The 25,920-nt window shown below is 58.4% G+C and carries 17 protein-coding genes and 1 tRNA gene; 5 read left to right on the forward strand and 13 right to left on the reverse strand.

Translation table 11 applies throughout. The features are described from left to right. Positions 1–395: 395 nt before the first annotated feature. The 3 genes from tsf to ACFQY0_RS16000 all read right to left on the reverse strand — a co-directional run bounded on the left by tsf (position 396) and on the right by ACFQY0_RS16000 (position 3,228). Positions 396–1,262, reverse strand: a complete 867-nt coding sequence (tsf, locus tag ACFQY0_RS15990) for a translation elongation factor Ts (RefSeq protein WP_379714358.1) — start codon at positions 1,260–1,262, stop codon at positions 396–398. Between the two features lie 99 nt (positions 1,263–1,361). Beyond that, on the reverse strand, positions 1,362–2,045 hold the full coding sequence (gene rpsB / locus ACFQY0_RS15995) for a 30S ribosomal protein S2 (RefSeq protein WP_379714361.1): 684 nt from the start codon (positions 2,043–2,045) through the stop codon (positions 1,362–1,364). Positions 2,046–2,373: 328 nt separating this feature from the next. Continuing rightward, positions 2,374–3,228 carry a GH25 family lysozyme gene (locus tag ACFQY0_RS16000; protein WP_379714364.1) on the reverse strand — a complete coding sequence of 285 codons (855 nt, stop codon included), beginning with the start codon at positions 3,226–3,228 and terminating at the stop codon, positions 2,374–2,376. Between the two features lie 141 nt (positions 3,229–3,369). Here ACFQY0_RS16000 and ACFQY0_RS16005 point away from each other — a divergent pair, with 141 nt between their 5' ends. Beyond that, entirely contained in the window at positions 3,370–4,680 is a 1,311-nt protein-coding gene (locus ACFQY0_RS16005; protein WP_379714367.1) for a hypothetical protein, read from the forward strand. Between the two features lie 170 nt (positions 4,681–4,850). After that, a tRNA-Arg gene (locus ACFQY0_RS16010) sits at positions 4,851–4,927 on the forward strand. A 190-nt stretch (positions 4,928–5,117) separates the two neighbouring features. On the opposite strand, the gene ACFQY0_RS16015 is transcribed toward ACFQY0_RS16010, so the two are convergent. The 9 genes from ACFQY0_RS16015 to ACFQY0_RS16055 form a co-directional block, all read right to left on the reverse strand. Beyond that, positions 5,118–6,611 carry an alpha-L-fucosidase gene (locus tag ACFQY0_RS16015; protein ID WP_379714370.1) on the reverse strand — a complete coding sequence of 498 codons (1,494 nt, stop codon included), beginning with the start codon at positions 6,609–6,611 and terminating at the stop codon, positions 5,118–5,120. Between the two features lie 17 nt (positions 6,612–6,628). Then, complete coding sequence (locus ACFQY0_RS16020; protein ID WP_379714373.1) at positions 6,629–8,770, reverse strand: right-handed parallel beta-helix repeat-containing protein; 2,142 nt, start codon at positions 8,768–8,770, stop codon at positions 6,629–6,631. After that, a complete protein-coding gene (locus ACFQY0_RS16025) occupies positions 8,767–9,741 on the reverse strand; it encodes a prolyl oligopeptidase family serine peptidase (RefSeq protein WP_379714376.1) in 975 nt (324 codons plus the stop codon). The genes ACFQY0_RS16020 and ACFQY0_RS16025 overlap by 4 nt, the downstream gene beginning before the upstream one ends. A 9-nt stretch (positions 9,742–9,750) precedes the next feature. Beyond that, the gene (locus tag ACFQY0_RS16030) at positions 9,751–11,253 is read right to left on the reverse strand and encodes a sulfatase family protein (protein ID WP_379714379.1); all 1,503 of its coding nucleotides are present in this window, start codon (positions 11,251–11,253) and stop codon (positions 9,751–9,753) included. A 78-nt stretch (positions 11,254–11,331) separates the two neighbouring features. Further along, on the reverse strand, positions 11,332–12,696 hold the full coding sequence (locus ACFQY0_RS16035; protein WP_379714382.1) for a sulfatase family protein: 1,365 nt from the start codon (positions 12,694–12,696) through the stop codon (positions 11,332–11,334). Further along, a complete protein-coding gene (locus ACFQY0_RS16040) occupies positions 12,693–14,108 on the reverse strand; it encodes an alpha-L-fucosidase (RefSeq protein WP_379714385.1) in 1,416 nt (471 codons plus the stop codon). Before ACFQY0_RS16040 ends, ACFQY0_RS16035 begins: the two co-directional genes overlap by 4 nt. A 20-nt stretch (positions 14,109–14,128) precedes the next feature. Next, on the reverse strand, positions 14,129–15,577 hold the full coding sequence (locus tag ACFQY0_RS16045; RefSeq protein ID WP_379714388.1) for an arylsulfatase: 1,449 nt from the start codon (positions 15,575–15,577) through the stop codon (positions 14,129–14,131). Between the two features lie 58 nt (positions 15,578–15,635). Further along, positions 15,636–16,685, reverse strand: a complete 1,050-nt coding sequence (locus ACFQY0_RS16050) for a glycoside hydrolase family protein (RefSeq protein WP_379714391.1) — start codon at positions 16,683–16,685, stop codon at positions 15,636–15,638. Between the two features lie 202 nt (positions 16,686–16,887). Then, positions 16,888–17,628, reverse strand: coding sequence for a prepilin-type N-terminal cleavage/methylation domain-containing protein (locus ACFQY0_RS16055; RefSeq protein ID WP_379714394.1), 741 nt, complete (start codon positions 17,626–17,628; stop codon positions 16,888–16,890). 420 nt (positions 17,629–18,048) lie between these two features. Here ACFQY0_RS16055 and ACFQY0_RS16060 point away from each other — a divergent pair, with 420 nt between their 5' ends. Together ACFQY0_RS16060 and ACFQY0_RS16065 are read left to right on the forward strand one after the other, a co-directional pair. Further along, positions 18,049–21,252 (forward strand): beta strand repeat-containing protein, encoded by a 3,204-nt coding sequence (locus ACFQY0_RS16060; protein ID WP_379714397.1) that lies wholly within the window; start codon positions 18,049–18,051, stop codon positions 21,250–21,252. A 108-nt stretch (positions 21,253–21,360) separates the two neighbouring features. Next, a complete protein-coding gene (locus ACFQY0_RS16065; protein ID WP_379714400.1) occupies positions 21,361–22,227 on the forward strand; it encodes a hypothetical protein in 867 nt (288 codons plus the stop codon). An 11-nt stretch (positions 22,228–22,238) separates the two neighbouring features. Here ACFQY0_RS16065 and ACFQY0_RS16070 read toward each other — a convergent pair whose 3' ends face one another. Next, complete coding sequence (locus ACFQY0_RS16070; protein WP_379714403.1) at positions 22,239–24,809, reverse strand: LamG domain-containing protein; 2,571 nt, start codon at positions 24,807–24,809, stop codon at positions 22,239–22,241. A gap of 302 nt (positions 24,810–25,111) precedes the next feature. Between ACFQY0_RS16070 and ACFQY0_RS16075 the strand changes: the two genes are divergently transcribed. Then, a complete protein-coding gene (locus tag ACFQY0_RS16075) occupies positions 25,112–25,789 on the forward strand; it encodes a PEP-CTERM sorting domain-containing protein (protein ID WP_379714405.1) in 678 nt (225 codons plus the stop codon). The last annotated feature ends 131 nt before the right edge of the window (positions 25,790–25,920 follow it).

The following is a 25,920-nucleotide window of genomic DNA, read 5'->3' on the forward strand; positions in this document are numbered from 1 at the left end:
TTTCGATTCTGCCAAGACTGTCTGGCTCGTACAAAGTAGGTGGACCGGCTGAAGATCACAATAATAAAAGACAAAGAACTCCGGAATAAGAGAATGAGGTGGAGGGATGATGGGATTTGCTTGGTCGCTCACGGAGAGCCAAGCCGTGTGGACGAAGGGAGATCGTCGCCCGGTGCCAGCTCGCGGGCTCAGCGACGATTGGGCCGCCGATGTTCATCGAAGGCGCACGGGGCGCGGAGGCATGAAAGATGATTCCGTTCGAGCGGTGATTGGACTGATCGAGCTGGATCTTGCGGAGAGATCTCAGAGCGAGGTGGAGCGGACTGCTGATCCTCCAACGCAAAACGCCCGCTTCCTTTGCAGGAGGCGGGCGTTTGAGAGGGGATTGAAGATCCTTATTCGCCGAGGCCGAAGCGGACGAAGCGACGGACGACAAGCTTGTCGCCGATCTTCTTGCCGGCATCTTCAACGAGGCCCTTCACCGTGGTGTCAGGGTCCTTCACGAAGGCTTGCTCAAGAAGGCAGCTTTCGGAGAAGAACTTGCCGATCTTGCCTTCGATGATCTTTTCGATGATCTGCTCAGGCTTGCCTTCGTTGGCAAGCTGGGCGCGGAAGACTTCTTTCTCCGCTTCCACGACGCTGGCATCGATGTCCTCGCGAGCGAGGCCTTTCGGTGCAGCTGCGGCGATGTGAAGGGTGATGTCCTTGACGAGGTCGCGGAACTCTTCCTTGGCAGCGGTGTCACCCTTTTCGGATCCGACTTCGACGAGCACGCCGACCTTGCCACCCATGTGGATGTACTGGGCGATGGCGCCGTTGTCAGCGATGTCGAAGCGCTCGAACTTGCGGAGCTGGAGGTTTTCACCCACTTCGATGACCTTGCCTTTGACGAAGTCGTCGATGGTGCCGTCTCCCTTGGAAACCTTGAGGGCTTCTTCAAGATTCTTGGCGTCGCTGGCTGCGAGGGTGTCGGCGATGTCGTCGACGAAGGCGACGAAGCCTTCGTTACGGGAAACGAAGTCGGTCTCGCAGTTCACTTCCACGAGGATGCCGGACTTGCCGTCGTCGGAGAGACGGGCAGCGATGATGCCTTCGGAAGCTTCGCGGTCAGCTTTGGCAGCGGCCTTGGAAATGCCCTTTTCGCGCAGCCAGGTCACGGCGGCGTCGAGGTCGCCTTCGGTGGCGGTGAGGGCCTTCTTGCAGTCCATCATACCCGCGTTGGTCTTGTCGCGGAGCTCTTTAACGAGTGAGGCGGTGATCATGATAATTTTGTTCTAGGGATAGGTTTGGATGGGCGCATGACACACAGAGGAGACCTCGGTGTGCAGCGCCAATTAGGTGACGATGACGTGATGAGAGCTTCAGCGCTTCTTGCCGACGACGAGGGCGTCAACGAGGTTCTGAAGGATCACGCGGATCGAGCGGACGGAGTCGTCGTTACCCGGGATCGGGTAGTCGACCTTGGCCGGATCCGCATTCGAGTCGACGATGGCGACGATCGGGATGTTGAGGCGGCGGGCTTCGGCGACGGCGATGGACTCGCGAGCGGAGTCGACGATGACGACGGCGTCGGGAAGGCCATCCATGTTGCGGATACCTTGAAGGTTGCGCTGAAGCTTTTCCTTTTCACGGGTGAGGGCAGCGAACTCCTTCTTGGAGATCATCTTGAATTCCGGGCTTTTCTGAAGGTTCTCGAGCCACTTGAGGCGCTCGATGGACTTCTTGACGGTGCTCATGTTGGTGAGCATGCCGCCGAGCCAGCGGTGATTGACGTAAAATTGTCCGGTGGCTTCCGCAGCCTGTTGGACGGCTTCCTGGGCTTGGCGTTTGCAGCCGACGAAGAGAATCTTCTTGCCCTTGCCTGCGAGTCCGGTGAGGAAGTCGGAGGCTTTGTCGAGGCACTTGACGGTCTTATCAAGGTTGATGATGTAGATCCCGCCTTTGTCCTTCATGAGGAAGGGCTTCATGCGTGGATTCCACTTTTTCGTCTGGTGCCCGTAGTGGACGCCAGCGTCCACCATGTCGTTGATGAGTTCGTTAATCATGTTGTTTGTCCCGCCTTAATTCAGGTCAGGCGATGGTTGAGAAACTGCCGCGTTGGGATCCCTCCGGTTTCTCGATGGTTGCCAGCGGCGTGAGAAGGGACGCGCGGGATAGGGGCGGAGCTTCCCTTTATCAAGGGAAAAGTCCGAATTCAGGATATTTGGGGGCCGGCTGATGGGTCTCGGCTTTTGGGGTCAGGGGACGGGATTCAGGAATCAGAAAGGCGGGAAGAGTGGTGCACCGGCGCGCATTGCCTTTCTGACCACTGGCCTCTGGATCCGCCACCCCAAAGCCCGAGCAATCGTTATCGGTGGCCGACATCGCAGGCCTTCAGAGTGCGAGGCCGTGTCGGTTCCAGAAGGACTGGAGGTCGCGGAGGTCTCCCCGGAAGACGTTACGCTCCATGGGGTGGGCCATGTTTCCGAAATAGCGGGGGCTGCGCCATGAGCTGGTGTTGTAATGCTTGGCTTGGGAACGGCCATTTCCCCAGATCACGCCGCCGTATTGCCACATCGCCCAATCATCCCAGACGCCATACTGGCGGGTGAGTTCGTCGGGGGTGAGGTCGCCGCCCATGCTGCGCTCAGTGCCCGCGGGGCCGTAAAGGGCAAGCCAGAAGGGGGAGCGACGCATGACGCGCTTTTGTGAGGGGCTGGCGTTGTTGAGACTGGTGCGGAGGGCGGCGCTGTTCTCGAGGTAGGTCACGGGGGTGACGCCGGTGAGCTGCTCGACGCGGGTGATGAAGTCGACCAGGCGGTCAGGCGATGACTTGGTGTCGAAATCACCGACGAGCAGGATTTTCCTGCCGGTGATTCCTCGGGCGCGGGCGACGGAGCGGACGCGGCTGACGAAATTCTCTGCCTGTAGCTTGGCGGGCTGTTCGAGGGTCACGAAATGGTAGGCGCCGAGAAGCAGTCCTTCGCGATTGGCGGAAGCCATGAAGTCGGAGAACTTGTCATCGAGGAGCGGGCCTTTGGCGGAGCGGGCGATGAGACCGAGCGCTCCGTTGCGACGCATCGCGGAGACGTCGTGCTGAGAGAATCGGTCGCCGCCGCGTTGGACTTCCTTGGGATCCCAGCCGGAAACATTGAGCACGGCTGGCGAGTCCTTGACGCTGGTTCCGCCAAATCCGCCGCCGCATTGACAAAGGAGGGGGACGACGAGTAGCAGCAGCAGTTTTTTCATGAGTCGAGGCGAACATGGATGATCTGGGGAAGCAAGCGCGGGAAAGCTTGCCGGATTGGCATGAGGAGGATTGAAAGGACGGGAGTGGTCGAGCCAGATTTCAATCCCTACGCGGCACCGTAATCCCAGGAGCCCGGAACCGTGCAAGCCGGCCTGTGGCAGGTGAGGGAGTCGGTGCTGCTGTTCCGAGACGGAGCGCGTCTGCCGGAGATCGATCTTTTCACGGGACGTGATGACCTCCCTCTAACACCGGCCTCAAGTGAGTTTTCGGTGGCCAAGGGGGCAATGGCGATTTGCTTGCAGTGGATTTGGCTACCCTTGGTTCTGGGGGCGCTGCTCGCTAGCAGTCCATGGGACTATTCGCCCTTTCCAATCGCCTTCGGGATCATGGTGGTGCTGAAGATTGTGGCATTTTTCCACCGGGGGCATGTGGTAAGTGCGCGGCTGCGCTGGGCGGTCGCCTCGCAATTGGAGAAGAAGAAACGAGGAAGGTTTCGACTGCGAGTCGCGGTGGCCTGTTCAGGAATCGCAGTATGCTTGGTCACCGCGTTGATCGGTCCGCTGGATATCAGGCTGTTTGGATTCTGCGTGATGACCCTGTCCCTGATCTGCGTCGTCGCCATGGGGCAGTGGCCGAACAAATTGGAATGCTCGGGGGAAAGGGATGGATGGTTCACATTGAAAGGAATTCCCAAGACGGGACTTCAGGCACTTGCCTCACGTCAGTCCGAGGCGAATCGCGAACTCATGGAGTCGACACCGCTCATGCGGATGCGGAAAGTCCATGCATTTCGCGGGTATCAAGCTCCATTGCGGGATCTGCTCGGGATGAGTTGGAAAAGTCCGTTGCTCGTCCTGATCATTGCTCTCATGAAGCTGACACGCTCGAAGCGCTTGGTGCGGGATCGCTTTCACTGGTCGGAGGCGACGAAACTCGACGAGAAGAACTGGGATTCCGAGTTGCTGAAGCTGCGTGACGAGTGGCTGGCGCTCCAAGGGGATTCCGAGTGGAAATTCCTGAGTGCGGGATGGATCGATGCCCCCAGCGGCGACACCCTCACCCAGTGCTTCACCTATGTTAGCGAGGACGGGAAGCAGTCCATGCTAGGAGCTGTGGTCCGGGTGGCCACGGCCCATACTTCCGGAGTGATCGGCGAGGTGACTTTCCGGTCGTGGCGCCCAGACGGAACGCTCCGCCTGACAAGCAACCAGCGAGTGCAACGACCCCTGCCGGAGGGATTCGATCTAACGGTGGTGGGTGGAGGGCTTGCTGAGGTTTTCAATGCGCATCAGAACGCCATTGCGGAGGAAGATATCGAAGCGCTGGGATTCCCTGAAGCATGGGATTCACGCATGTCTGAAGAGGCCGAGTGGAGGCGCCGCTGCCTGGAGGAGGCCGGGGTTTACGGGCCTGTGCGAGAGGAAGCCTTTCCCGAAAGACCCGCCATTTGAGATCCACGCGACCGCAGCTTCTGGAGATTCGGTCCACCTGAAAATGCCTGAATCGGTAGAGAATGGGCGGCTCTTGTTAATTTATCCAAAATTTGACCACTGAAATTCTTGACACCCCCGGGTATTTTTCGCTTTCCTCCGCCCGCGCCGCGAGGCGCGACACCACCAAAGCACCCGTAGCTCAGCTGGATAGAGCGCCTGACTACGAATCAGGAGGTCAGGGGTTCGAATCCCTTCGGGTGTACCACTTTTAAAGCCCTGCAAGTCGTCGACTTGCAGGGCTTTTTGGTGTCTGGGTAGGGGCGATCCGCAAAAGGCACGGCCATGAGTGCCTCCTGTGGCTCCCCCTGTGTGCCAGTGGTGACAATGAATTGCGTTGGATGGTGATCCGGAGCTATCGGCCTCTTGAAAAGCGACGAATTGCCAGCAGCCATCGATCACTTGCCGATCCTGAAGCCGGTGACGGCATGGTCGGGAAGGGTTTTGGGAAGGCGGATGATAAGGCCGTCTTCCTTTCGCTCCCACTGGATCTGCTCATCGCTACCCATTAGGGAAATGCTCTTGATGTCGCTTTCCAAGAGACCTCCGGTGGCGAGGGTCTTGATCACGATGTCGTCGCTCGGCTTGGCCAGCACGAAGGCGTAAAGCACGTCATCCTTGGTGGTGAAGCGGATGTCCTGCTGGGAATAGGTCTGCTTGTTCTCGCCCTGACGGCCGGTCTTGATCTTGAGCGGGCCTTCACCGTAGGTCTTCCAGGGGCGGGTTCCGTAGATGCCTTCGCCGCAGGTTGTTAGAACCTCTCCGAAGCTTGTGAGATAGGCAGCCTGCGTGTCGGGAATCGTGCCGTCGCCCTTGAGCGCGATGTTGAGCATGACCACGCCGTTCTTGCTGATCGCGTCGATGGCATTTCCGATCATCACCGGAATCGACATGCGGTTGACGGCGGTGGCGCGATAGAACCATCCACCCGAGAGATCGGTCGCCCAGATCCAGGGCTCGGGTTGGATCTCGCCGGCGCTGCCGCGTTCGAGATTGTAGGTGAAGGCCCGACGGTCGGCTTTGCCGTCCTTGCATGAGAGCACGACGGTTTGCCGGCCATCGTTCTCCTCGAGATCACGTTTGATGTAATTCGTGAACAACTTGATGCCGAGTCCCTTGCCGGTCCGCTCGCTCGGGTAAGGGCAGTCGTTGTTGAACATGTCGGGATCGTATTTCTCGATGATTTCCCAACAGCGAGCATACCAGTGCTCGTTCCAACTGTCCTGACTGGCGTATCCGCTTGGATCATAATCCATGTTGAAGAGGCTCCACTCCGGAGTTCCCGGCTTCTGATATTTCCGGGCGTCCGCGAAGAAGCGGGGCGACCAGTATAGGTGGGTGGAGACACCGAACTTGAGTCCGTGTTTCGTGGCGGCGGCTTTCCATTCCTTCAAGGTATCTCGTTTCGGCCCCATTTTGAGGGAGTTCCACGGATGGGAGGAATCATACATGTCGAAGTTATCATGATGGGTCGCCACCGGCATGATGAATCGCGCGCCCTTCTCCTTCACGAATCTGACCAGCGCATCCGGGTCCCACTTCTCGCCCTTGAAAAGGGGAACGAGCTTTTCATAGCCGAATTCCTCGATCGGGCCGTAGCGCTCGATGTGCCATTTCGTGAGCGTCTCGCTCATGTCGAGCTCTCTGTCCGCTTTCCCTTCGGGAGGAGGCGAATACATCCGTCGTCCGTAGTGGGAGCCGTCGTTGGGGCGGTTCTCATCGGCCGCCGAAGGAATCCCCCAGTGGAACCAGACCCCGAGTTTCCCATCGACGAACCAGTCGGGCACCTGGTAGTTCTCCGCAAGGGATTCCCAGCTGGCTTCGATCTCCTTGGCAGGAGAAAGTGCAGCTGTCAGGGAGGCGACGAGCGAGCAGATCAGAAGGCCTTTCATGCGGGCTTTGGCAGGCATCATTCCTGAAGTCCGATTTTTGAGAAGTCGATGGGCTTGATGCCCATTTTCAGGGCAGGGGAGTCCGGTTTGAAACGGAAGTCGCCGTTCTCGGGGTCGACGAACAGGGGATCGACCGCGCGACTGTTCGTGTCTGCGCCTTTGCTTTGGTTGTTCTTGAGCGTCTCCTCGGCCAGGCCGGGTCGAGCTGGGCAGAAGTAAATGTTGTGATCGACCTCGATGTCTTCGATTCGCGCCACTTTGCGTCCTCGCCGGTCCTCGCCCTGGCCGCCCTTTACCGGCAGGATGTTGATAAAATCGGTTTCCTTGTTGGTGGAGTAGAGGATGTTGCGCTTGATCGTGGCACCGGTCATCGGGCCTTCGCGCAGGGAGAGGTAGTAGCCTCGCGGCGGGGCGATGATATCGGCGACGATGTTGTTTTCGCAGCGCGTGTTGAGCTTGAGCATCATGCCTTGCGAGGTGCATTTGTAGATCAGGTTCTCGGCGAAGAGCGTGTCCATCTGGCCGCCGTCGGTGCGGACGGCGCACTGCATGATCATCGGCGCGACGAGGTGATGGATGTAGTTCCGGCGGATCACGTTGCCCGCGCCGGCGCCACGAATGTAGACGGCGTTGCCATCGCCCATGGTTTCCATGGCATGATGGATTTCGTTGTACTCGATCAGGTTGTCGTGGGTGTGCAGGAAGGGGCGCACGTCGTCGATGCTGAGCCTGGCGGGGAGATTGCCGATCTCGTGATGCCTGAGGGTTCGGCCCAGTTCACGGCCCTTCTTCTTGAAGAACTCGGTCATGCAGCCGGAGAGAATCACGCCGGTGTAGGGCGTGTGGTGGACCAGATTGTTGGCCACCCGGTTCTCGCCGCTCTGCCAGAGCATGATGCCGGGGGAGTGCCAGTAGATTTCGCCGACGTGATGGATGTGGTTGTTTGAGACGAGGTTCTTGCGGTTCACGTCCTTGGTTCCGGGGCCGTAGCCGCAGAGCAGGATGCCGGCGCCGCCCATGTGTTCGATATGGTTGCCGGAAATGCGATTCTCCATGCCATGCAGGTCGACACGGATGGCGCCGCTGCCGCTGTGAAGGAAATGGCATTTTTCGATCGCACAATGTTCGGTGCCGCGGAATCTAACAAGCGCGTTGTCCTTATCGAGCATGTCCCAGTCGTGCTGCAGGCCGGCGTCGTCCGGCCCGAGCAGGTAGCGTTCACCGTGCATGAAGGTGAGGCCCTGAAAGCGGAGGTTTCTAACCGGCGAGTCTTTCGGGCCCTCCTTGTCGACCTTTCCCTCGACACGGAAGTATTCGGTCAATGCCGGAGCCAGCACCGGCAGGTCGTTTCGTGGCCAGAGATAGAGTTTTCCCTCCTTGCTGTTGAGCACCCACTCGCCGGGTTCGTCGAGACCCTCGAGCGTGTTCTCGACCCAGCACGACTCGGTGCCTTTCAGGAAATGGAGCTCATTCATCGCATAGGTTGCGTCGATGGCGGTGGTCGCGGTCCCGGCCTTTTCATCGACCGATTGGAGTGGCAGGATGTTCAGGATCCAGGCGTGGTGGGGGCGCACATGGATCTCGACATCCTCGACATTGCTCCACTCCTTGAGTGCACCCTTGGGGAAACGAAGTCGGTTGCGGCTGCTTCCTTTGAGGGGCACGAATCCTTTCGAGCGTGCGCGCGGAAGCATGCCCTCCGTATCATAGAGCGTCCGGAATGTTCCGGACACCTCCGCCACCATCACATGATCCCGCGCCGCCGCCGGAAGACCGGGAAGCTCTTCGGTCGGTTTCTGCCAGCCATTGATCTCGCGGCCGGAGGTGAAGATCGGAGTTTCGCCGGGATAGGCGGTGTAGGTGATGGAGGCTTGCTCCGTCCCTGAGTCCTCAATGCTGAAAACGAGTGTCTCCGTGAGTTGATAGGTGCCTCCCCGAATCTCGACGACGAGCTCGCCGGACTTCCTTGTCTTTAAGGTGCGGACCGCATCACGAGCGCGTTTGAGGGTGGCGAAGGGACCATCGGTGCGATCCGCATTGGCTTCTGCCAAAGTTCCCGACCAGGCGTCGGAGCCTTGTGGCGAGATGTAGTAGTCCGCCGCGATCGCCGTGTGGGAAAGGCAAATCCCGACAAGGAATGTTGTGAGGGTGCGCGTCATGGTTCTGTGGTTTTCCGGGATGGCTTCGCTTGGACCTGCTCGATGGCAAAGTTCGCGGTAATCTTCTGGATTTCCTTCACGCCGGGTTCCGGTGACCCCCCGGCCTTGCGCCAGTTGTGTCCGGCGTTCTTCACCACGACCAAGCTGAGATCCGCACCGATCTCGTCGGCTTTCTTTTTAAGATGAGGGGCGTGGGCGAAGGGAATCGTGGTGTCCTTGTCGCCCTGGAGCAGGAGCAGCGGCGGGCTGTTCTTGCGGAGCCAGAAATAGGGGCTCATTTCCTCGTAGGCTTCGCGCTTCGAAGTGACGCTCCGGGCATGGCCGACGATCCTGTTTCCAAAGCGATCCGCCTTTTTGTCGGTGTCGTCGGTTTTGAAAAGCTCGAGGTCGGTGAAGTCCGTCGGCCCGTACCAGGAGATGCCTGCCAGTGGTCTGACATCGAAACCGGCGAGCGCGGGGTCGCCCGGAAACTTCGCAGGATCTGCGAGCGCCAGCATCTGCGCGATCTGTCCGCCTGCGGAATCCCCCCAGACGACGATCCGCTGCGCGTCGATTTGATAGCGTTCGGCATTCTTCGTCAGGAAACGCAGGCCGTCGAACGCATCGGTCACACAGTCGCGCATCAGCACGCCGTTGTTTTTCGAAAGGCGGTAGTTGATCGACACGCAGACGAATCCCTGTTTGGCGACCATTTCAAAGACGGGACGCATGAGCGGCAGGCCGCCCTTGTCCTTGCTTCCGGCAGCCCATCCGCCGCCGTGCACGTAGTAGAGGACGGGTGCTGCTTTTGAATGATCTTCCTTCGGCTGATAGATATCCATGCGGATCTCTCTTCCGCCGGCTCTCTTGTAGGGAACATCGAGAAGGCTCTGGCCCTGCCATTCGACCTTGTTTCCGCCCTGTGCTCGAGCATCGGTCGGGAGGAATGTCGCGATTGCGAGGGTGCCTAACAGCAAAGGGAGCAAGTTCATTGGCGTGGTTCATTCCTGGCTCTTTGCCTTGCCTCGTTTCGGAAGCTGCGCGGCGCGTTCTTCCCAAGCGACGGTGCGATCAAAGACGGTGCCGTAGGGCTGATAGTTGTGGTAGGGCACCGCGTCCTTCTTCCAGCGTGAGAGATGGGTGTCGTAGATCTTGCGCATCTGTTCCATGGCGGGCGCGGACTCCGGGTTGATCGCCTGGTTGGTCAACTCGAGCGGATCCTTGCCGAGGAAGTAGAGTTCCTCGGTGACTTCGAATCCGGGAGCGGCGTATCCCCAGTGGATGTATTTCCTGTCCTTCGTCACCACTGCCATCGCGTGGGTGGGCGCCTTGCCCCAGACGTTGATCAGGGCGATGGAGTCATGAATCGATGCCTTGGGGTCATCGTAGATCTTCATCAGGTCGCGGCCATCCATGTTTTCGGGAACCGGCAAGCCTGCGAGCTTCAGCATGCTTGGCGCGAAATCGATATTGGCTGTTAGTGCGTCGGTCCGCAGCTTCCTGCCGGAGTTCGGGTTGCGGGGATCAAAGATGATGAGCGGCACCCGCGACGCCTCCTCGTAGGGAAGAACCTTCGAGCCATAACCGTGCGAGCCACAGAAGAAGCCGTTGTCCGAGGTGTAGATGATCACGGTGTTGTCAGCGAGTTTCTGCTCCTTGAGCGCATCGCGGATCATCCCGACGGCGACGTCAATTGCGTGGATCTGCTGGTGGTAGGTTGCCATGACCTCGTCATACCTGTCCGAGTAGTTCCATGACTCGAAGCGGTCGTACTGGCGGTCCTGCTTGCTCTGTTTGGAAAAGTGCACTCCCTTCTCGCGACCATAGTTTTCCGGCTTCTTGAAGGTCTTGCCCTTGTAGACCTCGTTGAACTTTTTGTCCGGGGTGGCCGGTTTGTGGGGTGCCTTGAAGCTGATGGAGAGACAGAAGGGCTTTTCCGATTTCGCGGCTTCGCAGATGAAGTCGCGGCCGAAGGCACCGTAGGAAAGCGTCGAGTGCGGATACTCCTTGGCATAGGCCGCCATCGATTTGTTTTTCCTCGTCTCGTAAAAAGTCTGCCCGGGACCGCCGCCCCATTTGTCGAAATCCTCGGCGGGGAGGGGGAGCTTTTGGCCGCCGGGTTCGTCGATCAGATCGAAGCCGAACTTGCCGGCGAAGGCGGTCAGGTAACCGGCTTCGCGCAGCAGCATCGGATAGGATTTCTCCCAGGTTTTTTTCAGCATGTGGCCGTGGTCGAAGTTGCAGCCGGTCTTGTACTCATACATGCCGGTCATGGCGGTCGCGCGCGAGGCCATGCAGATCGCGGTGGTGACGTAGTGATTGTCAAAGATCATGCCCTCGGCTCCAAGGCGGTCGAGGTGGGGCGTCTTCACATCCGCATTGCCGTAGCATCCCATGGTGTAGGTGCTCTGGTCGTCGGACATGAGGAAGATGATGTTCGGTTTCCCTGCGGCCGCGAATCCCGCGGAAAGCAGTGTGACGACGGCGACGATGGTTCGGGTCATTTTGGTTGGGATAAAGGGTTAGGATGCCGAGGGAGGGGAATACGGCAGGATATTCCGGCTATATTGCGAAGAAAACGCTCATTTGGTTCTTTGTTGCGAGAGCCCGTCGGGTGATGGTCTGGCTGGCAGTGTCTTTTCCCAGGCTTCGAGCTTCCTTTTCAGCATTTGGACCGTTTCAGGCTGCTCCGCGGCGAGGTCTTTGGTTTCCGCCCCGTCCTTCTCCATGTCATAAAGTTCGAGCTTCTGGGTCTTCTTGTTGTAGAGCATCTTCCACTTTCCATCCCTGAGCGCCTGGGACGGCCAGGTGAAAGCCTGATTGTCTCCACCCCGCCACTCCCAGAAAATGGGCTTGGTCCTCTTGAAATCCTCGCCCTTGAAGGCGGCGAGCACGCTTTCGCCGTCGGGTTCGTAGCCCTCCGGCAGCTTGGCGCCTGCGATCTCGACAAAGGTTGGAAGCAGGTCGACGGCCGTGACGACCGAGTTCTTGTCGACCTTCCCCTTTGGCACCACGCCGGGCCAGCGGACGATGAAGGGCACACGGATGCCGCCGGAAAAGAGCGAACGCTTCTCGCCTTTCAGGCCGCCGGTTTCTCCCACCGAGTAGAATTTCCCCATGCCTTGTCCCTTGTGACCCTTGTCGTCGGTCGAATGCTCCGGACCGTTGTCGGTCGAGAATACGACCAGCGTTTCATCGTCGATGCCGAGCTCATCTAACAGGCTCAGGATGCGCCCGACCGCTTCATCTCCCTCGGCAATGACCGCAGCGTAGACCCTTTCGGCCTCACTGAGGTCCTTGAACTTTTCCATGTAGCGCTCCTGCGGAAGGTGAGGGGTGTGGACCTCGTGAAGCCACAAATTGACGAAGAACGGCTGTCTAGCTTCATTCGAACCAACAAGGTCGCGGATGAACTTCTCCGCGTGATCGACCGAGGACAGCCCGCCCTTGGAGATCTCGTTCTTTCCCGAGCCGTTGAAGGTCGCGAAGCGGTCGTAGCCGTAAGCGTCTTCGGTCGGTGAATCCTTCACGCTGCCGAGATGCCATTTACCGAAATGACCAGTGGTGTAACCGGCCTCCTGGAGCATGCGCGGCAGCATCGGCGCCTGGCTCGGGAGCCAGTCGGGCATGCCGCGATTGATGTGCGCCTTGATGCTCTGGAAATGCTGGTGAATCGAGTGGCGTGCCGGAAACTGACCGGTCATCACCGCCGTTCGGCTGGGCGAGCAGACCGGGCTGTTGACGGTGAAGTCGGCGAAGTCGATTCCCTCCTTCGCCATGCGGTCGAGGTTCGGCGTCTTGCAGAAGCTGCTACCGTGAATTCCCACGTCGCCGAAGCCCCAATCATCCCCAAAAATGAAGATGATGTTAGGACGGTCTGCGGCGAAGGTCGTGACTCCGCTGAGGAGCCACGCCAGCGCCAGACATCGCAGGGGCTTTGCGCTCATTTATCCTCGATCGCCTCGGTGAATGTCAGTTTCACGACCGTGTCGTATTCATCCACGGGCTGATCCGGAAGCGTGAGCTTCAAGTTGGCACCTTCCTGGGAAATCTCCGCCTTCTCTCCGTTCGCGAGGAATGTCGCCGAGCTTGCCTGAGCGGGCAGGCCGCCCAGCGAAAGACTGCCGGACTCCGGCCATTCGAGGATGTGCAGGTAGAGTGACTTGCCGTCCTTGCTGGCGGAAATGTCGCCCCATTCCGGGCGCGATGCCAGCGGGTTGCGGCGTGTCGCATAGATCGATTCGCCATTCGCCTTCAGCCATTTCCCCATCGCCTCATAGATTTCGACCGCTTTGGGGTCGAGTTTGCCGTTGCCCATCGGGCCGTTGTTGATCAGCGCATTGCCGCCGGCACACACCGTGTTCACGAAACGTTGGATCATCTCCTTGTTCGTGTGGTAGTGGTGATTGCCCTTGGTCTTGTAGCCGAAGGAGGTGCTCACGCTATCCGGCGACTCCACGTAGAGCGGCAGCTTTTTGGTCGGCACCTCCTTGTCACCAATCGACACATAGTCGAAGAGCGACAGGTTCTCACCGTTGATCTTGTCCTTGCCGCTGTGGATGATGCGCGAGTTGATCAGGCAGTCGGGACGATACTTGCGCACCACGTCGGCGAACTGCTTGGCCCGTTCGAAGGTCATGTCGACCGGAGTGTCGAACCAGATCAGGTCGAGCTCGTAGTTTTTCACCAGCTCCTCGACCTGTGGCAGGCTCTTCTTCGCGAGGTAGCGGTCGAAGTCCGGTTCGAAGTCGGCAGGCAGATCGGGGTGCAGGACATTTCGCTTGGTCCGGTTGTTCAGGTAGGGCGCATCGGGCTCGTCCCAGTCCTGCGCGTGCGAGTAGTAGACGCCGAACTTCAGTCCCTGCTTGTGGCAGGCCTCGCTCAGTTCCTTGATGATGTCGCGCTTGAAAGGCGTGTAGTCGACGATGTTGTAGTCGCTCACCATCGAATCGAAGAGCGCGAAACCATCGTGGTGTTTGGAGGTGATCACGACATACCTGATCCCGGCATCCTTGAAGGTCTTCGCCCACTCATCGGCGTCGAACTCCGCCGGATTGAAGCCCTTGGCGACCTCGTGATACTCGGCCACCGACATCCCGGCGGAGACCATGATCCACTCGGAGTAGCGAAAGCCGTTGCCGCCGCCTTGGTATTCGCCCTCGAGGGTTGAATACACGCCGAAGTGGATGAAGGCGCCGAACTTGGCGTCGCGGAACCATTTCTCCTGACGCTCGATCGAGTCGGGGGTTTGCTTGAGGCTGTCGTCGAAGCGGTGTTCGAAAGTTACATTTCTTTTCTGGGCGAGGCCGATGGTGGTGCCCGCCAGGAGGGCGAGAAGGGAAAGGTGGATGGGTTTCATCGATGTCATGTGGGAAGTGTTTAAAACTTGTCAGGCGCCCATTGCGGGATGCCCTTTTCCTTGAGTTGCTTCTGGTAGCGGATGTTGAGTGGAAACTCCTCCTGATCGAGCTTGGGAAGGTCCTCATTCACCATCAGTGGCAGAACGGAGCTCCACCATTGATCGTAGGCTTTGCGAAGTTCCGCGACGACTTCGGGATGGGAGGCTGCCACATCGGTGGTCTCGGAGGGATCCTTCGAGATATCATGAAGCATTTCATTGTTCACAAAACGCCAGCGTTCGGTGCGGACCGCGCACTTCTTGTATTTGAAGTCGTCGCGCTTTCCGGGATTCCAGCGTCCGCAGTGGAAAAACAGGTTCCTATCCGCCCACTCGGCCTTGGGGTCCTTGAGTAGGGGTAGCAGCGAACGGCCATCGATCTCCTGCATCTTTTCAGGCAGCTTGACACCGGCCAGTTCACAGAAGGTCGAGTAGAGATCGGTATGCGCTGTTAGGGAATCGACATCGATGTCCTCGCCCAGCACGCCTTTCCACTGCCAGAAGGCGGGGACGTGAGTGCCACCTTCAAATGGCGAGTTTTTTCCACCGCGCAGCTTGGCGTTGAAGTGCGTGACCTTCTTTCCGTTCAGGGTGCCCTTGAGGTGAGTGCCTCCGTTGTCCGTCATGAAGATTACAAGCGTGTTGTCGAGTGCGCTCCACTCGGAAAGCTTCTTCATCATTCTGCCGAAGTTCTCGTCGATGTTTTCGATCATGCCGTATCGCCCGGCGGTGCCCTTGTCGTAGCCAAGATCGAGAAAGCGTTTCATGTTTTTCTCCGGAGCGACCAGTGGGGCGTGCGGCGCGTTCAGGGAAATGTAGGCGAAAAATGGCTGCTTGGCCGCATTCTGCTTTTTGATCCAGGCCAGGCCGGCATCGAAGAACAGGTCGGTGCAGAAGCCCTTGGTTTTCACGATTGTGTCGTTGTGAAGCAGGACGTTGTCGAAATAGAGGTTCTCTTTGTTCGGAGGGAAATCTCCGAGGTTCACCTGTCCGATGCCGCCTGCACCGTGAATCAGCACCTCATCAAAGCCGCGGCTTCCGGGGAGGTATTCCTCCTCGTCACCCAAATGCCACTTGCCGAAAATGCCGGTCGCATAGCCGGCGCTTTTCAAAGCCAGGGGCAGGGTGAAGGTGTCCAGAGCCATGCGTTCACGCTGGAAGATGGTATGGGTCACGCCATTCTTGAACGGGGCACGTCCGCTCATCAGGGCCGCGCGAGTCGGCGCACAGGTTGGGCTGACCTGAAAGTCGGTGAACCGTGTGGCCTTGTCATGAAAGCGGTCGATCTCCGGTGTTCTAACAACCTGATTGCCCATGCAGGAAAGGTCGCCCATTCCCTGGTCGTCCGTCATGACCAGAATGATGTTAGGTCGGCTGCCTTCAATTGTCTTGGCAGAGGCGCTGCAAGGCAGCGCCACTGCGAGTATCATGCAAAAAATGGTTCTCATGTTCTTTTTCTCCGCTGGGGAGGCATGTGAGCGATACCGTCTACTCACCCTTCCAGCTTTCAAGTTTGATGTAATAGCCCGCCGATGGCTTGTCGTCGTGGCAGGAAAGGAAGAGATACTCGGGCATGCCGTCTTTCCAGAGGATGCTGGGACGTTCGCTCCGCGCCAGTTTGTCGCCGAAGTAGATTTCATTGGTCTGATAGCCGACCATGGGTTTTCCCCAGTCGATCCCGTCCTTGGACTGATAGATCAGCCCCGGCCGGAATCCCCCGTTTTTGATCTGATCCTGCGGAATGGGGTTTCCCTCCAGAAGATCCTTCACGCCTCGGCGGTCCTCGACGATCATGTAATAGTGGTCATTGTAGTAAAATGCGTAGGGGTCCTCGATGTCCACCTCGTCTTCGAGATAGCTGATGACCGGGTTCCCCTTGTAGTTCCGGTAGGGGCCTTCGATCTTGTCGCTTTCCGCAAATGAGATTTCCCGAAAGCCCTTCTTGATGGGAAATTGGTCGGTCATGGACTTGTAATAGATCCGGAACTTGCCCTCCGGTGTCCGGACAAGGGTTGGGTTGGAAGCGTGAACGATGTTGTGCTTGCCCAATTTTCCAGATGCCGGGATCACGGGGTTGAGCGGGCTCTCCTTCCACGGGCCGTGAGGCGATTTCGCGGTGGCGATTCCGACTTCCTGTTTCGAGCCGTTGGCATCGCTGTGGCGGTTCAGCAGGAAGACGAGCACGTAGGTGTCATCAATTCTGGAGATCTGGGGGTTGTGGTAGCTCGCTTCGTCGCTTGCGAAGACATCACCGAGCCGCTTGTAGGGACCTTCGACGCTGTCGGCGACCCAATGCACGATTTTGCTGTTCTTGATCCAGCTGCCATTCTTTGGGATGACCGAATTGAAGATGTGGAGCTTGCCGTCTTCGTCGTAGATCGGAGCCATGCCCCAGGTCCACTCGCCCTCCTCGGCATCCAGAATATATTTTCCAGGCGATTGGGATTTGCAAAAGGATGACGTTTCAATGGCCGCAGCGTTGAGGCATAGAAGGCCCGCCGCAAGAGCGGCTGGCAGGAACTTGATTGGATTTCTCATGAGTGGTTCATGTGGGCTGGGAAAGACCGCCGCCCGTCGGTCCTCCGAGACTAACTTTGCCAAGAAATTGGTATCCCCCCTTTTTGGAGGGTGGACCGAGCTGAGGCGTCTTCCTCGCTGCGGTGGTGTCCATCGCGCGCTGGATCGTTTCGAATCGTCAGAGCTTCAGCCGGAATGAGGCGGTGTTAGGCCGGGAGATTCCTCAGAAAGTCGGCGATCCATCGTTGAACTTGGATCGTTCGGCCCAGATTCCTTCTCCGGCTCGTGTCGCCTCGGCGTGTCCGTCGAGAAACGACATGTTGCAGTAGCCGTCGTGTGGGAAATTCTTCTCATTCGCCTCACTCTCCGGCCAGGCGCGATGGACTTTCCAGTTACTGGTGAATGATCCGTCCATGAAGTAGGGAATCTCCGACAAACTGGTACCTCGTCCTCCAGGACGGCTGAACATGATCAACTTTGCAGGTCGCGTCTCGGCACCATTGGCAGTAGCGCCCTGACGTTTCGCATCAATTTGTCGGTTGATGGCATAGGTGCGGCTCTGCGGGAAGATTCTAAACTGAGTTGGACAGCACTTCACGCTTTGCTCCGCGAGGAATGGTCGTTCCTTGCCGAGCCCAGAGGCCAGCGTGTCCGGCCATGTCAGGATGCCCGCGGCTTCGGTGGGCATGGGCATTTCGCCATTGTTATCGGAGGCGTAGGCGAAGGCGACCGATGTCAATTGCCTGAGATTGCTCATGCATGCGGCGGACTCCGCCTTTTTCCTGATCCTGTTTGCCAGCGGAAAGAGGAGGGCTGCAAGTGAGACGATGATCACAATCACCACAAGCAACTCCGTTAAGGTGAAGCCGGCGCGGGCACGAGGGCAACCGTGAATGGTGGGCCGATTGGTTTGTCCGCATGACGCTCGGAAAGCGCTCGGCACTGATGTCCGGTTCTTATTCATAGGGTTGGGTTTGATGGGTTTGGTGGATCTGCTGAAGGACGCGAAAATGTCGTCCTTCCAAGAATCGACCTTATCATGATGATATATTTCCATTGGGTTTGGATACCCTCTCTTTGAAGGATGCGTCTTGGGACAAATGGAAGGACAGTGGGGGAAGATTCCGAAAGGAGGTTCGGCCAGTAGTTTCGGGATACCCTGCAAAAGGGGGATGGTCGGTTCCTGATAACTGATCAATCCTCGCACTATCATCGAATCGAGAGATCATCAAACTGATGCCGCGCTGTGGATTCTTTTCGTGCCTTCATCTGAAGTTCCTGCGACTTCCTATCTGAAGGTCCGTGGAGAATGAGAGCAATGACCTGCAGCCAACCCCCAGTTTGATGATGATCTCTCCAGACGATTCCCCAAAAACCCAGATCCATGAAAACCACTATTAGAAATCGAACTTGGCGCTTTTTTTCCGCTTGCGGTGCCTTGCTGCTACCCTTGGTCTTTGCTGGGGGCGCTTACGCGACCACGCTTACCTTTGGCACCGCTGGAGCCGGTGGTGCTGGCTCCACCGAATCATGGACGGTTCCGGAGGGCGTCACTTCAGTTCAGGTCGAGTTGTGGGGTGGGGGTGCTTCAGGCGGGAATCAGAGATTTGCCAATGCCAATACCGGCGGTGGAAGCGGCGGCGGTGGTGGCGGCTATTCGGTGACGGATGTGGCGGTGACGCCGGGTGAAACCATTTCCTTTTATGTCGGTGGGGGTGGTCCCGTCAGCGGTGGAAACAACGATGCGGGGCAACCAGGAGAAGACTCCACCTTTCCAGGAGCTACCACGGCCACGGGGGGTTCCCCATTCAGTATCACCGAGGGCGGGGGCAATGGCGCTTCGAATGGCGTCGGTGGTGATGGAGGCACAGGCACCTTTCCCGGCGGATCGGGAGGAAAAGGAAGCGCTGCGGGAAGCGGTGCCGGCGGGGGCAGCGGGTCTGCCACCGAAGCTGGCAACAGCACCGCCGGTTCCACCGGCCCCACCGATCAAACCATCGTCGGAGGGTCTGCCGGGGCGGGCGGCGGCGCGGGTGCCGGTGGTCAAACCGTTGCAGGTGCCGGCTTTGCCGGAAGCTATCCGGGAGGCGGCGGCAGCGGCGGATTCAATCTAAATAGCGCCGGAAAGAAAAATGGTGGTCCAGGCGGAAACGGACAGGTGGTTCTGACCTTTTTTGTCGATGGTGCCAATAAGTTGGTGGTCACGTCCGTGCCGGGCAGTGTCACGGCCGGTGCTGATTTCTCGGTGATCGTTCAGGCTCAGAATAGCAGCGGAAACCCCATCAACGTGACGGCGGACACGGACATTTCCCTGACAGCGCTGGGTCATGGGAGCTTGAGCGGCAACACCGCAACGATTCCGATGGGCTCTGACTCGGTAACCCTGAGCGGTGTCCAGTATACCAAAGTTGAGTCCATCACTTTGACGGCGCATGTCATCAGTGGCGATGTGCTTGAAGACAGCGTGGCAAGCTCCGTCGTTGCGGTCGAACCAGCTGCGGCCAGCCAACTGGTGTTCACGAGACAACCATCGCCGGCCTCCACCATTTCCGTCCCCTTCGCCAGCCAGCCGGTTGTGCAGATCCTGGATGCCTTTGGCAATTTGATCACCAGCGGAGCGGATGCGAGCGCGACGGTCGAGATGAACTTGAGTTCCGGCACCGGTAATCTGGGCGGAACAACTTCTGTGGCAGCTGTGGACGGTCAGGCCGACTTTTCGGACCTTAGCATCGATGACTTTGGCACCGACAAGGTGCTGACGGCTACCGCGACGCTGAGTGGTCCGGGTGTTGTGGCCGTGGACACCAGCCCGGCGTTCGCGATCATCCGCGACCCGGCAGAGCAACCGCTTCGTTGGGCGATTGATATGAGCGGTGATTGGGACACGACCACTCTTTGGAAGGATACGTTTGGCAACGACGTCGTCGCCATTTCCACGGATCAGCTGAGGTTCGATGACAGCTACCTCACGGATGACACCACGGTGAGCGTTTCCGGCACCGTGAGCTCGGGGAACGTGCAGATCGCGAATGATGTCTATAACTACATCTTCGATGGTAGCGGAGATATTGCCGGCACGACTTCGCTATCAAAAAGTGCCTTTGCCGAATTGACGATGGCCGGTGCCTATAGCTTCAGCGGAGGGATGACCCTCAACGGAGGCATATTGAACATCAACAATGGCGGCAGCAGCAGCGCCAACTCGGCAATCGGCACGGGTACTTTCACCATCAATGGTGGGATCATTGACAACACCAGCGGGGGGGCGATCACCTTGATGACGAACAACCCGGTGTCGCTCGGCAACGCGGACTTCGAGTTTGATGGCACGCAGGACTTGAATTTCGGAACGGGCCCGGTCTCGCTGGCTCTTCCCGCCACTGGCATGAGCCGAACCATCTACTTGAATGGTCCCGGAAGCACCCTGACCTTCGGCGGAAACGTTCAAGGATCCAACCGCGCAGGGGGGCAGACAATCGTGGTGGACGGAGAATCGAGCACCCTTGTGATGGGCGCCTTGGGCTTGAACGGAAACCCATCGGGCGCCAGAACCAACAGCTGGGCTGGCTCGGCAGATGTCACCGTCCTCGGCGAAGTTTCAGGCTTGGCGATCGATGGAGGTGGTGGTGGAAAGAACAACCATGCTTTCACTTACGCTGGCACCGGCACCTTCACCATCGCAGGAGCAGGCACCTACTTGGGCGCGACCACGATCAGCGAGGGAGGCACGCTGCAAATCGGCACCGCAGGCACGACCGGTTCGCTTTCACCCTCGAGCAACATCACGACCAACGGGACCTTGGCATTCAACCGAAGCGACACCATCGCGCAGGGCACTGACTTTGCCAGCGTGATCGGGGGGAGCGGCGGAGTCACCCAACTCGGCGCGGGCACCCTGATCCTCAATGGCGCGAACAGCTACACCGGAACCACGGCGGTAAACCGCGGAATTCTGGCACTCGAGGTGGGTGGAAGCCTCGCCGACCGATCCAGCGTCGCGATTGATGGTGGAGTCATCGACCTCGCTGACGGCGTCATTGATACCATTGCCTCCCTCACCATCAGCGGGATCAATGGTGATGCCCCACTTCCCGATGGCGAGTATGGCAACAGCGCTTCCGGAGCGGACAATGGCGGACTTGGTGTCGGTGCCCTCGATGCCTTCCTTACCGGTTCAGGAAGTTTCATCGTCACTGCCGGCACTGCCTTTCAAATCTGGGCCGGAGGCGAGTTGTTCGACGAAGATAGCAATGACGACGGCGTGGACAATGGCATCGCTTGGATTCTTGGAGCCGCCGACCCGAATGCTGACGCCGTTTCCTTGTTGCCAGCTCCTGTGGTCAGCGGCGGGGAAATGAGCATGTCTTTTCCCGTCGTCGACGCAATCGCTCCGGCCCGGCTCTTCATTGAATACAGCAATGACCTTGGTGCCACGGCTCCTTGGAACTCTGTGGAAGTCCCGGCCACCAGTGGCACGGTTTATGATGTCGTCTTCGTTATCGCTCCCGGCTCCGTGTCGTTCACGATCCCGGCATCCAAGTCGGTCGACGGCAAACTGTTCAGCCGCCTCAGGGCGACGGAAAACTAACAGAAGCTTTGCGGACGTCGCTTCGTGAACCTTCAGTCGACTTGCCAGGTGGGATGTCCGTCGTGTCAGCAGTGGAGCGCGGCGACATCCCACCCAGCAACCCAAAGCATGAAAGCCTATTTCAGAACCCGGCTCCTGAGCCTTCTTGGCAGCGTTTTAGCCCTTAACCACGCCAGCGCCGAGCTTCCGACCATCATGGATGGTCCCACGATGGGAAACTTCGCCAGCCAGGAGGGCGAGACTTTCCAGCTCAGGGTTTCCAACGACGGCCTGATCACCATCAATCCCGTCGACAAACAGGGCGAGCCCACGGCTTACCTTCGACTTCGTTTCAGGTTCAGCATTCGCGAAACGCTGCCCAATGGAAAGCTGCGGCAACTGACGGTGGATCCAGCGAGCCTGAATTCAGACGACCCTGCGACAAGCGACTTTAGCGAAACCGTTATTCGCGGTGTCGCAGGTGATGGCGCGACTTTCGAAATGTCTATCGCACTCAAGCGGGATGTCCTCACTCTTGGCGGACGGATCACCGCTGCGGGCAATGAGACCAGATTCCCGCTGAGTTTTCACTACGAGACCACTCTCAGTCATTTTCGGGGAAGACTCCTGCAACGGCTCGATGGGGATAAAGAGGAATTCGAGCGGATTGTCGGAGAGGATTGGTTCGAACTGCAGCAACTCGATGGCAAAAGGTTCAAACGGCAACTCACGGATATCTGCGAAGGCACGACCGAGAAAGAGCTCAACGGCGCTGGTATTCGGAAGGTGGAGGTCCAGGCGAACATCGTCGATAAGAACAAACGAATGCTGCTCTACGAAGCGACGGGCTCATCGACGTTCACCTTTTCCATCCGGAAGAAGGTCCCTTTTACGAAGGCTACAGCCTCGACTGGACCTCGGACCAGGCAAAGGACCCGACGGGTGAGTCACGCCTCGTCTTCGAGATCCGCGAGAAGTGAATCATCCGGTCCGTAATCTAACACGATCTAACGGAATACCTTCAGGCGTCCGAACAAGCGGCCATCGACAGCCATGTCCTTGCGCAGTGTCACGGTCACCTCCTCATTTCCACCGATTTCCTCGCTGATGCTCACTTCGGCTGCTGTTTCCTCCGTGATCCTCAATTCATTCCAATCAACGAGGTTCGTGCTGTACTGGAATATCTGATCCGTATCATCGGCGGATTCGGCGAGCCGGGTAAACTTGAAGATAAAGTGATCACCCGATGCCTCCGCTGTCGGCAGAATCAGGCGATCATTCACCAAGGGATTGCCACCCAGGAGATACTCGAGCAGCAGGGGGATACCATCCCGATCATCATCAGACGATTCGCCAATGTCCAGCAAACCGGAGTAGCGGCTGAGCCAGGCTGCGTAGCCCTTGTAACTTTCGTGAAGTTCGGCCACTTCCCGCGCGCTGAGAGCGACATCGTAGAGCTTCACTTCATCGATCGCGCCATCATAACGGGCCGCGCCGACCCCGCTCCCGAGGGCGATCTGGGAGATCCCCCCGACCGCCTTGATCATCCCGACATCGCTGTGCCACAGCAGCCCATTAAGGTAGATTTTCATTTCCCCGCTGCCCGCGTTCTTTGTGAAGACCCAGTGGTTCCAGCGCCCTATGATTTCATGGAGAGTCGCGTCTTTCGAAATGCGGTCATAGGGCGACCCTCCGCTCCCGGCATCCCAGAAGACGCGTGAGTTTCCCCATGGCAAATGTATGTTCAGCACCCGATTTCCGTCGCTGTCGATGGCCTGCAGCACCGCATCGTTCGAGGGCTGCGTGGCTCCACCCTTGGCCCACATGGCAATCGTGATTTCATCATTCAGGGAGGCGAAAGCCGCCGCCGGCAAGCTGACTTCGGCATCGGTTCCATCGAATGCCAGAGCGCCACCGACCACGCCGGGAACCGGGAGAGCTCTGGCTTGCGTGCCGTGAAAGCCGTTACCCGAAGCATCGGCGACAAGGGAACCCGTTGCATCGTCCAATGGCCAATCCGCCACAAGTCCCGATCCTGGCAGGCCTGCAACCGCGAGCCGCAGTGTCCTCGCCGACTCCCCGTTGCCATTGGTGATCCGCAGTTCGAAGCGGTGTTCGGTCGCGACTGATTCGGTGGGAGTTCCGCTCAGCACCCAGTTGCCTGAACCGGGACTGGATTCCGCCACCGTTAGCCAGGATGGCTGATTCTCCAGGCTCATTCCGGTGATGGATCCTCCTGCGGGGTCCCAGAAATCCACTCCGTCTGTCAAGGTGTGGCGGTAGGCGGCCCCGCTCGTGGCCTCGGGCAGGGGAGTGTCCGCCCGTCTCCAATTGGGCACCCCCGGATACTGGAGTTCGCTGAAATGCGCGTCCACCAGTTCGAGTTGAGTGAGCGCATAATCCCGGAGCTCGAGAACCGGCGAGTTCTCGAGGTTTGTTCGAACGAGTGGAGTCCCCCAGGTGATCGCCCCTCCATTGATGCATCCTTCAGCGGTCCACTCCACGAACTGCTCGTCGGTTAGACAGGGTGCGGCGCCGGCATTCCATGACGTGGTGCTCTGTTTGGGGAAGAAATGCGCAACCACCGCATCGTTCCATGGCCGATTGTCGGTCGTCGCGAAGGGCAGGCCCTGGTGTTTCTTCATGAACGAGCAGATGGCGAAGTTCCTCGTGTAGAGGATTTCGGGAACCACCATGTTCCCGGCGCCGCCGAAGGGATGGCCAAAGGCGTAGTCGTCGAAAAGGGTCGGCGTGGCGAGGGGAGCCGCATCGGTGCCGACACTATTGTTGAATGAGATCGCGGCATTGGGGTTTCCTGCGTGGCAGGCATTCGCGAAAGCCTCATAGATTCTCTGATCATTCAGGACGCCGCTGCCCGCATCGTCGCCGCAGGCCTCCATGATGTTATCGGCCGAATCAAAGCACCAGGCGTCGATCAGATTCCCGTAGCGAAGCGCATACGCCTTAAGGATGAACTCCGCATAGCAGAACATGTATTTCCGCCGTTCAGGATCACCTTCCTGAAGATGCGGGTGCTGGTCGATGAAAGCCTGGACGGTGGGATCGGTGTCGCAATAGGTCTCCCAGCGTGCCGAAAGATCGGGGTAGGCAGTGGGGATGTTTTCCGGAATCCGTGCCAGCAGGTTGTAGGAATTCACATAGACCTCAGCCTTGAGGCCCGCCGCATCAAGTGCCTTGAGCCAACTCAAGAGTGGGTCTGGAGAAGACGCCCGTGGCACCACGAGGTTGATGGGATTGCCGTTTGAGTCAGTGTCACCTTGCCAGAGATTCTCGATGATCGGATGAGGTCCGGTGTGCACCGGCGAGAAAATGTTGGGGCTGGTGAGGGCGACCTGGACATAGTCGATGGTCCTGAGATGAGCAATCTGGGTGAGGAAACCATCGATGGTCACCCCCTCAATATTGCCGTTGTAATTTCGCTCCGGAAGCCACAACGCGCCCCATGCCCCCCTCATCCAGTCCGCCCGCTCACCCTGACCGGGAGGCAGGGGACCGGTCTGGGCCTGAAGGCCGACTCCGGAAATGAGACACGCGCCGAGCTGAACCAGGATTTTCATTGAAGGAGTCTGTCTGCCGTTCGCACAGGTGTTAGGGATCTTTGGATTATGATGGATCGATCCGTTCTGAGGACGCTTACCAAAGCGGAAGCGATCTTTGCGAGGGCTTACCAGTGTCGTCGATCGAGCCAGTGCTTGTCTCCTCCCTGTTTGGAGGGTGTGCGGCTGATGAATGGTGCAATGGATCTTGCTCCCCCTGATCACCCTTCAAACAGGGGGTGGGCAGGGAGGAGATGGCTTTTTAGGCTGGTGACTCAAGTGCTCCTCGTGGGCTCTTCCGCCAAACCCGAAGAAACTCCGATATGAACAAAATCCATCTCTCGTCCATTGCCGGCCTGCTCGCAGCTGGTGCGGCTTCTGCCGCGACCATTGTTCCCCTCGACATGCCTGCGAGTGGTAGCCACGCGAGTGGGGCAAGCTTCATTACGTCCCAGAGCATCGCGGGTGTGACTTTTGATATCAGCTACACCCTGAATGCCTTCGCCGCCATTACGGATCCAGCTCCATTCATCAATTCTGCGGGGAGCTATTTCGGTGTGGGGTCTTCCAACGACGGTGCGGTAGTGGGTCAGCAGCAATCGCTCGATGCCGATGACAACGAACAACTGTCGATCACCATTGCGATCACGAATTTCAACGCCGGTTCCAGTGGACTTACCGTCGGGGATATCACGGATTTCCAGTTCAGCGAGCTCACCATCATCAATGGCACCGCGGGCAATGACGGGATCTTTGTTTCCTTTACCGGCTTCGGGGATAGCGAGGTGGGTGTTGACAATCCTACCACGATCGATCTGACGACTCTTGGCAACTTCAGTTCGGCAGCCTCCACGCTCTACATTCAGCCGGACGGGAATCAGTCGAATAACCGCTGGTCCGTCGGTGGGATCTCGGTGTCTTACAACATTCCGGAGCCGAGCAGCGTCACGCTGATCGGCATTGGCATCGCCGGCATGGCGTTCCGTCGCCGGAGGTTGTGAGCTTTTTGGAGCGATCCGATTCATGGCGGTGATAAGCCTGTTCCATTTGGAGCATGGTAAGATCCCTTGAAACGAATCAGCTTCGCCTATGGTGGGATTTTGGTCGCCACAGAGCCCTGGGATTCTGCTAG

It is taken from the genome of Haloferula chungangensis (genome assembly GCF_042664875.1).
GTDB lineage: Bacteria > Verrucomicrobiota > Verrucomicrobiia > Verrucomicrobiales > Akkermansiaceae > Haloferula > Haloferula chungangensis.

Bases quoted from the DNA above. Each gene is read 5' to 3' on its own strand.
- ACFQY0_RS16070 (WP_379714403.1), bottom strand. From the start codon at position 24,809: ATGAAAATCCTGGTTCAGCTCGGCGCGTGTCTCATTTCCGGAGTCGGC.
- ACFQY0_RS16030 (WP_379714379.1), bottom strand. From the start codon at position 11,253: ATGACCCGAACCATCGTCGCCGTCGTCACACTGCTTTCCGCGGGATTC.
- ACFQY0_RS16065 (WP_379714400.1), top strand. From the start codon at position 21,361: ATGAAAGCCTATTTCAGAACCCGGCTCCTGAGCCTTCTTGGCAGCGTT.
- ACFQY0_RS16035 (WP_379714382.1), bottom strand. From the start codon at position 12,696: ATGAGCGCAAAGCCCCTGCGATGTCTGGCGCTGGCGTGGCTCCTCAGC.
- rpsB (WP_379714361.1), bottom strand. From the start codon at position 2,045: ATGATTAACGAACTCATCAACGACATGGTGGACGCTGGCGTCCACTAC.
- ACFQY0_RS16045 (WP_379714388.1), bottom strand. From the start codon at position 15,577: ATGATACTCGCAGTGGCGCTGCCTTGCAGCGCCTCTGCCAAGACAATT.
- ACFQY0_RS16050 (WP_379714391.1), bottom strand. From the start codon at position 16,685: ATGAGAAATCCAATCAAGTTCCTGCCAGCCGCTCTTGCGGCGGGCCTT.
- ACFQY0_RS16020 (WP_379714373.1), bottom strand. From the start codon at position 8,770: ATGACGCGCACCCTCACAACATTCCTTGTCGGGATTTGCCTTTCCCAC.
- ACFQY0_RS16025 (WP_379714376.1), bottom strand. From the start codon at position 9,741: ATGAACTTGCTCCCTTTGCTGTTAGGCACCCTCGCAATCGCGACATTC.
- ACFQY0_RS16040 (WP_379714385.1), bottom strand. From the start codon at position 14,108: ATGAAACCCATCCACCTTTCCCTTCTCGCCCTCCTGGCGGGCACCACC.
- ACFQY0_RS16055 (WP_379714394.1), bottom strand. From the start codon at position 17,628: ATGAATAAGAACCGGACATCAGTGCCGAGCGCTTTCCGAGCGTCATGC.
- tsf (WP_379714358.1), bottom strand. From the start codon at position 1,262: ATGATCACCGCCTCACTCGTTAAAGAGCTCCGCGACAAGACCAACGCG.
- ACFQY0_RS16060 (WP_379714397.1), top strand. From the start codon at position 18,049: ATGAAAACCACTATTAGAAATCGAACTTGGCGCTTTTTTTCCGCTTGC.
- ACFQY0_RS16000 (WP_379714364.1), bottom strand. From the start codon at position 3,228: ATGAAAAAACTGCTGCTGCTACTCGTCGTCCCCCTCCTTTGTCAATGC.
- ACFQY0_RS16075 (WP_379714405.1), top strand. From the start codon at position 25,112: ATGAACAAAATCCATCTCTCGTCCATTGCCGGCCTGCTCGCAGCTGGT.
- ACFQY0_RS16015 (WP_379714370.1), bottom strand. From the start codon at position 6,611: ATGAAAGGCCTTCTGATCTGCTCGCTCGTCGCCTCCCTGACAGCTGCA.